This window comes from uncultured Bacillus sp. (assembly GCF_958411575.1).
GTDB lineage: Bacteria > Bacillota > Bacilli > Bacillales > Bacillaceae > Bacillus > Bacillus spizizenii.
This window is the reverse complement of sequence record NZ_CATYRA010000002.1, coordinates 256,852-269,703: the sequence shown is the minus strand read 5'-3', so window position 1 is coordinate 269,703 and position 12,852 is coordinate 256,852. Positions and strand designations below refer to the sequence as shown.

Here is a 12,852-nt window from a genome sequence, read left to right as displayed (position 1 = left end):
AGAATCAATCATCCCTATGCATATCCGCTAGCTATCGTTTAAATATAGCTGCACGTTTTTTAATCACAAAATAAAGGGCGATAACGGCAATAGCCAGTATCATAATCGGCGTAGTATAAGTGCCCGCAATGCTCTCAACGTCATCCCACTGACATCCGAGCTGAATGCCTAAATAAACAAAGAGGATATAGACCACGGAATGATAGCAAGTACAGTCAGTACCACAAATTTGAGAAACGGCATTTTGGCAATGCCTGCGGGAATGGATATCGCATGTCTGACAACTGGTATAAAACGTGCCGAGAAGACAACACCTGTGCCGTACTTTTGAAACCAGTTTTCTGACATGTCAATATGATGCTTTTTAATCAATAAGTACTTCCCGTATTTGTCCAAAAACGGTCTGCCGCCATAGCGTCCGATCCAATAAATAAAGATCTGGGCAATGGTGCCCCCGATAACACCCGCAATGATTGCGCCAATAAATCCAATCGTGCCTTCCGATACCATATAGCCGCCATAGGCCAATACAATTTCACTCGGAATGATTTCAATCATCAAGCCAATCGCAATGCCCGCATATCCCATGTTCGTCAGCCATGTTAAAATTTCGCTTATCAAACTGCCCACATTCTTCACACCTGTCCTAATCTTTTTCTCTATTATATGACTGATTGACGAGCAAGATGGTTACAATTTTTTATCGCAGCATTTCTTTCGTTTCCCGTTTGATCACATCTTCTAAATAGGCTAAAAGCTGAGATCTCATTTCGGGTCTCATTAAGCCGATTTCAGTGCTCGCTTTAAAACAGCCCAGCTTATCGCCAATGTCATATCGATTTCCTTCCAGCAGCCGGGCATGGATAGGCTGCTTACGGCAAGCCTCACGAAGCGCATCTGTAAGCTGAATTTCGTTGCCCGCGCCTCTGCCAATGGACTTTAGAACGGGGAAGATCGATGAATTCAGCACATAACGTCCCATCACGGCGATTTCCGAAGGCGCTTCTTCAGGAGAAGGCTTTTCCACTAAATCTTTCACTTCAAATACATGTCCGTGAGAACCTGATGTATTGATAATACCATATTTGCTGACATCCTCAGGCAGAACGGACTGTACACCGACAACCTCTGTACCATATGCATTGTATACATCCATTAATTGCCGAAGAGCCGGTGTTTCAGACACCATAATATCATCGCCTAAAAGGACGGCAAACGGTTCATCGCCAATGAAATGCTCTGCGCACAAAACGGCATGCCCCAATCCAAGGGGCTCCTTCTGACGAATATAATGGATATTCGCAAGATTTGCAATGTCCTGCATCTCGTCTAAGAGATCTGTTTTTCCTTTTTCAATCAAATTCTGTTCAAGCTCAATGGAACGGTCAAAATGGTCTTCAATCGCTCGCTTATTTCGCCCTGTAATAATCAAAATATCTTCAATACCTGACTGAACCGCTTCCTCAATAATATATTGAATAGCAGGCTTATCAACGATAGGGAGCATTTCCTTAGGCTGAGCTTTCGTTGCAGGTAAAAAACGTGTTCCTAAACCTGCTGCAGGGATGACGGCTTTTCTGATTTTTTTCATTTCCTTCACTCCATTCAATTTTCTTACATCAACTCTGATTTTTTCAGCGGATCGCGGAAGACCCAGAGGCGATTCCCGATAAAATTAATGATCATACCGCCGACAGTTGCAATCAATTTGCTGATGAGAAGAGACAATCCGGCTGTTTGAAGACCGAATAACAGCAAAAACGTCATACCAGACGCTGCGAGATTAACGGCGATAAACCGAATCATTTCCTGTTTGTCGGCTTTTTTCTTCACTTCAAACGTCCAAATCCGATTCCAAATATAACTGTTGGCGATTCCGGCCGTATAAGAACAAACCTGTGCAATGAGATATGGCACATATACAGCGGTTAAAAGAAAAAATACACAAAAGTCAATAAGCGTGTTGCCAACGCCGACGGTACAAAAACGTATAAGCGTAGTCGTTTGTTTCTTCAGCATAACGGCATTCCATTTTCCCTCCAATCAAAGAAATTCAGTAGTGGCCGCGGAAGCCATCTTATGTACAAATCACTTTAAAGAATAGAGTTGAATAAACGATTACTAAAATATGAACAAACCATTAAAAAAGAAGGGGAGGACGATAATGAAAAACATCTGCTGTCTGTTTTTCATTTTTCTTAGTTTACATAATATATATTCTAGGAAGTAAATAAAATAAAAGATTTTCTGTCTCAATATAAAAGTATACTTAAGTTAGTGAGACAGAAAGTGAAATTTTACTGTTGAATGTCCAAATCAAAAAAATGGCGTTGTCAATCCATAATAAATTGCTTCTAAATCTTCCAGCGTCATATCGCCATATGCACATTTGATAACCGAGTCAGCAAATACATCGTAGTCATAATCTGTAGAAAAACCTTGCTGCAGCTGTTTTTCGTAAGCTTCGATCTGTTCTTTTTGATGTTGGATATCTTTTTCCTTACCCGGATAGTCCGGACCATTTATCGCATTATTCATTTCTTTGAATAGCATCATATACTGCTTCAATGTTTCATCCACAACCCAAACCTCCTTGTTTTGCTGTATAAGATGATGAAAACGGACATCATTGCTGATGTCCGCCAAAAGCTGAACTATTTGGGTTCTGTTCCCCAAATCAGTTTTCCGTGTTTATATAGTGTGATTTTTTTCGTTGTTTTAAACGTATTGGATTGGAAAAAAGAATAATCCTCGCCTTGTGCATAATTGCTCCAGTCATCATTGTGAAGACGAAGCTGAATATCCCTTGTGTTTGCTCCCGGTGACAGCGTTCCATTTTTAAACCCTAGTTCCAGATAGGTATCTGCACCCTGCTTAGGTTTATGTAACGTCACAAACTTGTGGGTCACATTGCCGCATCCAACCTGCGCGTAGTCACAGTCAAAGTTTTGATGTTTGTTTTTTGCGTTATACCAGTAACTGACAGTGATATCTTTTAAATCAACCCTGGTGTTGCCGTTATTTTTTATGTGAAGCTGCGGGCGGATTTGGTTTCCGTTCACACTTCCATCACCTGCTCTGTATTGCACAGAGATGCTGTTTTTCTGTGTGGGTTGATCTTGTGTTGGCGTTTCAAGGCTGTCCTTCATCGAATTTTTGGTGCTGAGAATGTTTTCTCTTACGAACGTTCCTGAAGCGGATAAATCTGATAACGGCCAGCCGCCTGTTTTAGATGCTCCAGGCTTCAAAGCTGAAGATGATTCCTGCTTATCAGAAAGATTCCAGTTTACCCAGCTGATGTTCTTGCTGTTGAGATAATTTAGCCATTCCCGTGACTGGTCAAGAAATACTCCGCCATTTCCGGAAGCGTCGCTTGTCCCCCACTCCGTCACAAAAATAGGTGCTCCTTTGCTGAGTGCATAGTTTGCTTTATCCCGTAAAAACTGGCCATGTGTGCCGGCATAAAAATGAAGCGCGTACATGACATTTGCATCCTTTAGCTGATCATCGGCAGCATCATTCACATCCTGGCTCCATGTACCGGTACCGACAATGATGATGTTGTCGGGATCGTTTTTGCGGATAACGGGAATCACTTCTTCCGCATACGGTTTAATATCACGCTTCCAGTTCACATCGCCGTTTGGTTCGTTCGCAATTTCATAAATGACGTTTGGCGTGCTTCCGTAAAGGCTTGACATTTCCTTGAAGAATTCTTTTGCCTTCTCTTTATTTTGGTTTGGATTGCCGTCATTTAAGATATGCCAGTCAATAATGACATATATCCCAAGCTCTTTTGCCGCTTCAACCGCTTCTTTTACTTTGTTTTTCACAGAAGGATTATCAATATAACCGCCGTCTGCCGTATACATCGCCGCTCGGAAAACCGTAATGCCCCAATCGTCTCTCAACCATTTTAGGGTGTCTTTATTGACAAAATCACCATACCATTGCAATCCGTGTGAACTGATTCCCTTCAGCTGCACCGCTTTGCCGTCTTGATTGATTAGCTGTGTACCTTTTATGCTAAGTTGCCCATTTATGGATACTGGCGTTTTTTCCCCTACTGCAGATGCTTGTGGAGCAGGCATACCGCCGATTGCTAGTAATGCAATGAATAAACATACGATAAAGTTAGAGACTGAACGTTTCATATAGAATATTCTTTCCTCCTTTAAATCATTATGTGAAAAATATGCTTAGCAACTCACCGCTCTCCTCCCTTTCACTTTTGTAGCACGGACTCATTGTAAAAAATCTTTCTCATGATTGTCTATCAACCTAATTTCTTGTTTTTAGGCGGTTTAAAAGCCTGCCAATTTGCTCTTTTTGTCTTGTTTCAGATACTGCTGATACATGTAGACCACATATAAAAGTGTTTAACCCGGACTTTACACGTTACTTTTTTATGAAATCAAAACATTCCGCTTCTTTTCGCCAAATAAAAAGGCTGCATTCATTTTGCTTTAAATACAGGATCAAGTCCTTGTTTACGCTGTTTCGCGTAATCTTTATACACTTTGTAAGCAACGTTCGACAGCAGTGTAATAACAATTAAGTTAATCAGCGCCATGATACCCATAAAGAGGTCCGCCATGTCCCACACAATCTGGAACCCTGCTACACATCCAAAGACAACCATAGCAATAACCGCGAGACGGTAAATATTCAGCCATGTTTTGCTTGTTTTAATAAATTCAATGTTTGTCTCACCATAATAATAGTTTCCGACAACTGAACTAAAGGCAAACAAGAACATTGCGATTGCTATGAAACCAGGCGCCCAGCCTCCAATATGGTGGCTCAGAGCAGCCTGTGTAACCTGGATGCCGTCACCTTTTGGTGTTACACTGTATAGTAAGATGATAAACGCTGTAGACGTACATACGATAAATGTATCGAAAAACACGCCTAATGTTTGAATAAAGCCCTGCTTTGCCGGATGCGAAACATGAGCTGTCGCAGCAGCGTTAGGCGCGCTACCCATTCCCGCTTCGTTAGAGAAAAGCCCGCGCTGTGCACCGATGACGATGATCGCTCCCAGTCCTCCGCCAACAACTTGTTCAAATCCCAAAGCATTTTTGACAATTGTCGCAATAACGCTTGGGAATGCAGAAATATTGGTGAATACAACAAATAGGGCAATGAGAATATAAAGACCCGCCATCACCGGAACAATCAATTGTGTCACTGCGACTACACGTTTTAAACCGCCGAAAATAATAAAAGCCGTTAAAGCAGCAAGAACAATAGCCACAACTGTTTTGTTCACATGAAATGCGCCTTCTAACGCTCCCGCAATTGTATTGGATTGAACAGCGTTAAAGATTAAACCGAATGATACAGTAATTAAGACAGCGAATATGATGCCGAGCCATCTAACTCCAAGACCTTTTTGAATATAGTAGGCCGGTCCGCCGCGGAAATCGTTTCCGTCCTTCACTTTATAAAGCTGTGCTAACGTACTCTCAACAAAGCTTGAAGCCATACCTACAGCAGCTACAACCCACATCCAAAATACAGCGCCTGGTCCGCCTGTCGCAATTGCTAAGGCAACACCAGTCAAATTCCCTGTACCGACCCGGGATGCAGCAGAAATAAAGAACGCCTGCATAGATGAAACACCTTTATTTCCTTCAGGCTTCTCACCTACTATTCTGAACATTTCAATAAAATAACGGAATTGGATAAAACCAAAACGAAGTGTAAAAAATAGTCCAAGTCCTATTAAAATATAAAATAAATATTTCCAGATAAAATCACTTGGAATATTGATCAAACTGTTGAAAAAAGACTCCATATTGACCTCCCGTTTTCATCAATTCATTGTGAATTCATATTTGATGTTAGATTTTTTAACATAACGAGTTTTATTATATCACAATATGTCGAATTAGGAAGTTTTTTCGTGAAGATTATTGTCCTAGGCTGATGTTTCACGCCTTCGGGTCCCCCTCTCTATTATCTTCCTATGAATAAAAATATGTCTTATAAGCAAGAGTTCTCTTTTTAAAAGTAAGAAATTCTTTCCTGCCATCTTCCGTTTTCTTTGATTGATAAATAAACTCATAAATCCGAAACAACCAACATATCTTTTAAAATGTGTTTTTATTCACATCTTAGACCGGGTATACATACACTAATAAAAGAAATTTCCCTTTCAAAAATAAGTAAAAAGATATATACTTAACAAAGTGAAATTTATTTTTAAATTTAATAAATCAGGTTTACTTTTAGGGTGGATTAGGGTATTATTATAAAAATATTCAGTAATATTAAAGGAGGGGGAGATCATTTGAAAAAAGTAACGATACTTAAAGCGTCCATCTTATTTTTGGCGATTGCCAGTTTTCATTTGTTCTCCATTCCCCACGCCTTTGATATCGGCCATCATTATAAAGCCGTAGCCGACCAGCAGGAAATGCATGAGTTGAAAGCCGGCCAAAATGCAGATGATGAGAAGAAATCCATCACAGGGGCATTTGCGCTGACTGCTCTATGGGCAATGGCTGTTCTGCTTCTGACCGCTGAAAGCAAAAGTACGGGATACTCCCGCAGGCGCCAACGGAAAAAAAGCTTTATCCTAGCCAAATTTTATCAATCGTCTTATTTCGGCAAACTTCATGTTCAACATCACCCGATTATATAACGAAAATATGAGGAGGCTGTTAAACATGTTGTTTATCTTAAGAATGGTGATTTTAGGCTTATTTTCTTTCACAGCGCTGAATTTATTTGTATGGCAAGGAATCGAATTTGTTCATGCCTTTACAGATCTTTTCACCACCCATGAAAGCTAATTGAAAAACAAACGAAACCCGCTCATATGACGTGAGCGGGTTTTTTATTATTGTTCTGTATGAAGGCGCCAGACAGCTGTAACCTTGCCTGATTCCTCTTCATCAATAAAGAAAGAGCCATTGCTGTATCTGTCGTTTGTCCGCAAGTCTTTTGCCTGCAGTTCTTTTCTTTCGCCTTTTTCCGTTTCCACCATAAGTCGCTGTTCAAGACCGCAAGCGAACAGTGCTACGACCCGGTGAGGATTCCTCTTCAGCTCCCTAAGCATAACAACACCGCGTTTTGCACGGGATGTTTTTTCAAACTCGGAAAGACTCATGCGTTTCACCGCTCCCCGCTGTGTGAACAATACAATTGAATCAGATTCTTGAAGGATTTCCCCGGAGACAACAAAGTCATCTTCTTTTAAGTTAATCCCTTTGACACCAGCGGCACGCGCGCCAACTACATTTACTTCGTCTTCTCCAAACCATAAGCCATACCCTAGGTGAGTGGCCATAAAAATCTGGCTTTCCCCATTTGTTACATGTACATCAATCAGTTCGTCTTCACCCTTCAGATTTAAGGCCACAAGCGCTTTAGAATAACGCTGTGCTTTATAATGGGTGAGTTCTGTCTTTTTCACCATTCCGTTTTTCGTGAAGAATAATAGATACGCCGACGGATCAAATTCTTTTATCGGTATGGCCTTTACAATCGTTTCATCACGGTCAATGGTGATTATATTTGATAAATGCTGGCCCATGTCCTTCCATCTAATATCAGGCAGCTGGTGAACCGGACAATAGATGTAGCTTCCTTTGTTCGTAAAGAGCAGCAGCACATCCGTCGTATTCATTTCAAACTGATGGAGCATCCTGTCCGTATCTTTCATTCCGAAATCCTGGCCGTTGGAAGCGGCAAATGAACGCTGGCTCGTCCGTTTTAGGTAGCCATCCTTCGTAACGGTCACATATACATCCTCAGACGCAACCATGACTTCAAGGTTAATCTTAATTTCCTCAATTTTTTCTTCAATCACGGAGCGTCTCTTGTCTGCATATTTCTTTTTCAGTGCTTTTAAGCTGTTTGTGATCACTTTTAACAGCTTTTTATCATTGCTCAGAATGGATTCGAGCTCTTCAATTTTTTTGCCGAGCTCTTCTGCTTCTTCTTTCAGTGCTGTGATATCTGTATTGGTTAAACGATATAGCTGCAATGACACGATGGCTTCAGCCTGAGGCTCTGTAAATTCATATTTCGCTATTAAGTTATTTTTAGCGTCACGTTTATCGCTTGAAGAACGAATTGTTGCAATGACTTCATCCAGAATGGATAAAGCTTTCATGAGTCCTTCTACGATGTGATGTCTATCTTTTGCTTTTTGAAGCTCATAAACGGACCGGTTTGTGACGACTTCCTTTTGGTGGCCGATATATGCATCCAAAATAGACGGCAGGCTCATCAACATCGGACGGCGATTATGAATAGCCACCATGTTAAAGTTATAGGTGATCTGCAAATCAGTATTTTTATATAAGAAATTCAAAATGCCTTTGGCATCCGCTTCTTTTTTCAGTTCAATGACCACTCTCAGCCCAGTTCGATCCGTTTCATCGCGAACCTCTGAGATACCTTCAACCTTTTTATCAATGCGGTACTCGTCCATTTTTTTCACAAGGTTTGCTTTATTTACTTCAAATGGAATTTCCGTAATGACAATTTGTTCACGTCCGCCTCTGATTGTTTCAATTTCAGCTTTTCCGCGGATAATGATTTTTCCTTTTCCAGTTTCGTAAGCTTTTTTTATGCCGTCAACGCCTTGAATAATACCGCCTGTCGGAAAATCAGGCCCTTTAATGACTTCCATGAGTTCATCAACAGAGCAAGATGGCATTTGAATGCGCTTGATAACAGCATCAATGACTTCTCCCAGATGATGAGGGGGAATGTCGGTCGCGTATCCTGCTGATATCCCGGTAGATCCGTTGACCAATAGGTTAGGAAACATCGCCGGGAGTACGACAGGCTCCTTGCTTGTATCATCGAAGTTGGGTACAAATTCAACTGTATTTTTGTCAATATCCCGAAGAAGCTCAGAAGCGATCGGAGATAACCTCGCTTCTGTATAACGCATGGCTGCCGGGGGGTCTCCGTCGATGCTCCCGTTGTTCCCATGCATTTCAATTAACACATTTCGCACTTTCCAATCCTGGCTCATCCGCACCATTGCTTCATAAACCGAACTGTCACCGTGCGGATGATAGTTACCGATGACGTTACCGACCGTTTTGGCCGCTTTTCTGAAGTTTTTATCGAACGTGTTTCCATCTGTATGCATCGCATACAAAATTCTGCGCTGTACCGGCTTTAAGCCGTCTCTTGCATCAGGAAGCGCCCTGTCTTGAATAATATATTTACTATAGCGTCCAAAACGGTCGCCGATCACCTCTTCTAATGGTAAATCATGAAATAATTCTGGCTGTGACAACATTAAACCTCCTCAGCGACCGATAAGTTTTCATTTTCTAAAATATTGCTTTCTTCATCTAAGCCGAAAGCGACGTTTTTCTCAATCCACTTTCTGCGCGGCTCTACTTTGTCTCCCATTAACGTGGTGACACGTCTCTCTACACGTGCCGCATCGTCGATTTTGACTCTTACAAGCGTACGGGACTCCGGATTCATCGTCGTTTCCCACAGCTGATCTGCGTTCATCTCTCCAAGACCCTTATATCGCTGAATGGTATAACCTTTGCCGACTTTTTTCAGCACATCATCCATCTCTTCATCAGACCATGCGTATTCAATGATTTCCTTTTTTCCGCTACCTTTGCTGACCTTATATAAAGGTGGCAGTGCAATGAACACTTTGCCATGTTCAATCAGCGGCTTCATATAGCGATAGAAAAAGGTAAGAAGCAGCACTTGAATATGAGCGCCGTCCGTGTCTGCATCAGTCATAATGATGATTTTGTCGTAGTTGATGTCATCGATTGAGAAATCCGCTCCGACTCCCCCGCCGATCGCATGAATAATCGTATTGATCTCTTCATTTTTAAAGATATCAGCAAGCTTAGCTTTTTCCGTATTAATGACTTTACCGCGTAAAGGCAGAACCGCTTGGAATCTGCGGTCTCTTCCCTGCTTTGCTGACCCTCCTGCCGAATCACCCTCAACAAGATACAATTCATTTTTTGCCGGATTTCTCGAACCTGCAGGCGTCAGCTTCCCGCTTAATGTCGCTTCTGATTTTTTTCGTTTTTTGCCGCTTCTTGCTTCTTCGCGGGCTTTGCGTGCCGCTTCGCGTGCCTGGCTCGCTTTGATTGCTTTTTTGACAAGAAGCGTTGCAGTATCCCGGTTTTCCTCTAAAAAGTAAGCAAGCTGCTCTGAAACAACCGCATCAACTGCTGATCTCGCTTCACTAGTACCAAGCTTTCCTTTTGTTTGTCCTTCAAATTGAAGAAGCTCCTCAGGAATCCGAACAGAAATAATGGCTGAAAGCCCTTCCCTTATATCAGTGCCTTCCAGGTTTTTATCCTTTTCTTTCAGCAAAGCCACTTTTCGCGCATATTCATTAAAAGCACGTGTCATCGCTGTTTTTGCACCTGACTCATGAGTCCCGCCGTCTTTTGTTCTGACGTTGTTAACAAACGATAAAATGTTTTCAGAATAGCCGTCGTTAAACTGGAACGCAAAGTCCACTTCTATTGAATGATGCTCCCCCTCAAATGAGACCACTTCAGACAAGGCGTCTTTTTCCTCATTTAAGTAAGCGACAAACGCTTCTATGCCGTTCTCATAATAAAAGATTTCTTGCTGGTCATTACGCTCGTCAATCAGCTCAATTTTTAATCCTTTTAACAAAAACGCAGATTCTCTTAAGCGTTCAGAAAGCGTTTCAAAATTATAAGTCGTTGTGCTGAACATCGTTGGATCTGGCTTAAAGTGCGTTAGCGTTCCTGTCTTTTTTGTTTTGCCGATCTTTTCGAGAGATGTAACTGGTTTTCCTCCGTTTTCAAAACGCTGTTGATAGACGAAACCGTCCCGCTCAATGGTAACCGTCAGCCATTCAGATAAAGCATTCACAACTGATGCACCAACTCCGTGTAGCCCTCCGCTGGTCTTATAGCCGCCTTGACCAAACTTTCCTCCGGCATGAAGCACCGTTAGAATCACTTCAGGGGTTGGTTTGCCGAGCTTATGCATTCCGGTTGGCATGCCGCGGCCTCTATCCTGTACAGATATACTGTTGTCTTTATGTATTTTGACGATTATGTGATCTCCATAGCCGGCAAGCACCTCGTCGACAGAGTTATCTACAATTTCATAAACCAAGTGGTGCAAGCCCCGTGCATCAGTAGAGCCAATATACATACCCGGCCTTTTCCTGACGGCCTCAAGGCCTTCGAGCACCTGTATGGCATCTTCGTTGTAATCAAATTGCTGTTTTCTAGCCAAACGTACAAACCCCTTTCAAAAACTAACATTGTCTTTCTCTTTTTCAGTGTTACACCATCAATTGTATAAAGTATTTGTTATAAACCTCGCCTCGAGCCGGTACTGCCTTGGACTCCTCATTATAACCAATATGTTTGCAATCGCAACATAGAGCTAACGAATCAGTTCGCAAAACATCGGATAGTGCTGTTTTTACACTATGAGAACGTATGTTTGTTTATTATATATAAAGCAGCAGACCTTCGCAAATCGAACGGCCGAAACCCAGCTAGACAAGGTATTCAAAAAAAGCTGTTCAAGCTTTATTGTATCTGTTTCACCGTAATACGCAAACAATATCTTAAAATTAAAAAGCAAAAATCCTTGAATTCACAAGGATTTTTGCAGTTCTGCACCTATTTTGTTACAGCGTGCGCCACTTTTATGCACAGATCCATGATAACCGTTCTGTCTTTTTGCTTTAGCATCTGGTAAGCTTCTTCGTTTACCAGCCCTTGCTGTGCCCAAAATACTGGAGCGTCTGTCTTCAAAAACTCTTCCGCCACGCCCGGCAGCTGTTCTGAGCGCCGGAATACATTGACGATGTCAATCGGACCCTCAATCTCTTGTAAAGATGAAACGGCTTTGACACCAAGTGCCTCATCAATTGTAGGATTGACGGGAATGATTTCATAGCCCGCATCCTGCATCGCTTTGGAAACCATATGCGACGTTCTATCCGGCCGGTCTGAAAGCCCCACTACCGCGATTCGCTTGCTATGATCAAGAATCTCTTTAATTTCCGCTTTGGAAGGGTTTTGCATGATGTACCACTCCTTTTTCATCTATTTTACACGATCAAAATGTAAGAAATCAAAATATGATGCATGTTTGATTGGATTTGTAAGCAAACTTTACAAAAAACTTATCATCAGATTATGATATCTCATGTTAAAATAGAAAGAAGGGATTTTGAAAAAGGAGAAATGTAGATGTTAATTGCTTTATTGATTATTTTGGCCTACTTGATAGGCAGCATTCCATCTGGCTTAATTGTGGGCAAACTTGCCAAAGGAATTGATATTCGGGAGCACGGAAGTGGCAACTTAGGGGCTACCAATGCATTCCGTACGTTGGGCGTAAAAGCTGGTTCGATCGTGATAGCCGGAGATATTTTGAAAGGGACGCTGGCAACTGCATTGCCTTTTCTCATGCATGTTGATATTCACCCGCTTCTAGCAGGAGTCTTTGCAGTTTTAGGCCATGTGTTTCCCGTCTTCGCTAAATTTAAAGGCGGCAAAGCCGTGGCAACGTCCGGGGGCGTTTTGCTATTTTACGCACCTTTGTTATTTATCACGATGGTCGCGGTATTTTTCATCTTTTTATACTTGACTAAATTTGTTTCTCTGTCATCGATGTTAACAGGGATCTATACTGTTATATATAGTCTCTTTGTCCATGATAAGTATTTATTGATTGTCGTTACCCTGCTCACTATTTTTGTGATATACAGACACCGGGCGAACATTAAACGAATTATCAATAAAACAGAACCTAAAGTGAAATGGTTATAAACCTTCTCTTTTGACACAGAATAGCCTAATACGTTTATAATAGAGAAAATTCAAATGAAGA

Annotated in this window: 11 protein-coding genes and 1 pseudogene; 3 read left to right on the top strand and 9 right to left on the bottom strand. The window is 41.6% G+C overall.

Annotation, left to right across the window (positions count from 1 at the left end):
* Positions 1–31: 31 nt before the first annotated feature.
* From Q5C82_RS04930 to Q5C82_RS04905, 6 genes and pseudogenes are all read right to left on the bottom strand, one after another.
* Positions 32–630, bottom strand: a pseudogene (locus Q5C82_RS04930) (DedA family protein).
* 70 nt (positions 631–700) lie between these two features.
* Positions 701–1,591, bottom strand: coding sequence for a UTP--glucose-1-phosphate uridylyltransferase GalU (galU, locus tag Q5C82_RS04925; protein ID WP_003221280.1), 891 nt, complete (start codon positions 1,589–1,591; stop codon positions 701–703).
* Between the two features lie 23 nt (positions 1,592–1,614).
* A complete protein-coding gene (locus Q5C82_RS04920) occupies positions 1,615–2,019 on the bottom strand; it encodes a GtrA family protein (protein ID WP_003221278.1) in 405 nt (134 codons plus the stop codon).
* A gap of 297 nt (positions 2,020–2,316) precedes the next feature.
* Positions 2,317–2,580 carry a YnfE family protein gene (locus tag Q5C82_RS04915; RefSeq protein WP_003221276.1) on the bottom strand — a complete coding sequence of 88 codons (264 nt, stop codon included), beginning with the start codon at positions 2,578–2,580 and terminating at the stop codon, positions 2,317–2,319.
* A 74-nt stretch (positions 2,581–2,654) separates the two neighbouring features.
* Entirely contained in the window at positions 2,655–4,154 is a 1,500-nt protein-coding gene (locus Q5C82_RS04910) for a cellulase family glycosylhydrolase (RefSeq protein ID WP_003221274.1), read from the bottom strand.
* 302 nt (positions 4,155–4,456) lie between these two features.
* Positions 4,457–5,800, bottom strand: coding sequence for a sodium:alanine symporter family protein (locus tag Q5C82_RS04905; protein ID WP_003221273.1), 1,344 nt, complete (start codon positions 5,798–5,800; stop codon positions 4,457–4,459).
* Positions 5,801–6,295: 495 nt separating this feature from the next.
* Between Q5C82_RS04905 and Q5C82_RS04900 the strand changes: the two genes are divergently transcribed.
* Positions 6,296–6,649, top strand: coding sequence for a hypothetical protein (locus Q5C82_RS04900; RefSeq protein WP_003221272.1), 354 nt, complete (start codon positions 6,296–6,298; stop codon positions 6,647–6,649).
* Positions 6,650–6,674: 25 nt separating this feature from the next.
* Entirely contained in the window at positions 6,675–6,800 is a 126-nt protein-coding gene (locus Q5C82_RS04895; RefSeq protein ID WP_003221270.1) for a hypothetical protein, read from the top strand.
* Between the two features lie 47 nt (positions 6,801–6,847).
* Here Q5C82_RS04895 and parC read toward each other — a convergent pair whose 3' ends face one another.
* The 3 genes from parC to Q5C82_RS04880 all read right to left on the bottom strand — a co-directional run bounded on the left by parC (position 6,848) and on the right by Q5C82_RS04880 (position 12,041).
* Positions 6,848–9,268, bottom strand: coding sequence for a DNA topoisomerase IV subunit A (parC, locus tag Q5C82_RS04890; protein WP_032727206.1), 2,421 nt, complete (start codon positions 9,266–9,268; stop codon positions 6,848–6,850).
* A 2-nt stretch (positions 9,269–9,270) separates the two neighbouring features.
* Positions 9,271–11,238: a DNA topoisomerase IV subunit B gene (parE, locus tag Q5C82_RS04885; protein ID WP_003221266.1), complete on the bottom strand. Its 1,968-nt coding sequence runs from the start codon at positions 11,236–11,238 to the stop codon at positions 9,271–9,273.
* 395 nt (positions 11,239–11,633) lie between these two features.
* Complete coding sequence (locus Q5C82_RS04880; protein WP_003221262.1) at positions 11,634–12,041, bottom strand: CoA-binding protein; 408 nt, start codon at positions 12,039–12,041, stop codon at positions 11,634–11,636.
* Between the two features lie 168 nt (positions 12,042–12,209).
* Here Q5C82_RS04880 and plsY point away from each other — a divergent pair, with 168 nt between their 5' ends.
* On the top strand, positions 12,210–12,791 hold the full coding sequence (gene plsY, locus Q5C82_RS04875) for a glycerol-3-phosphate 1-O-acyltransferase PlsY (RefSeq protein WP_003221258.1): 582 nt from the start codon (positions 12,210–12,212) through the stop codon (positions 12,789–12,791).
* The last annotated feature ends 61 nt before the right edge of the window (positions 12,792–12,852 follow it).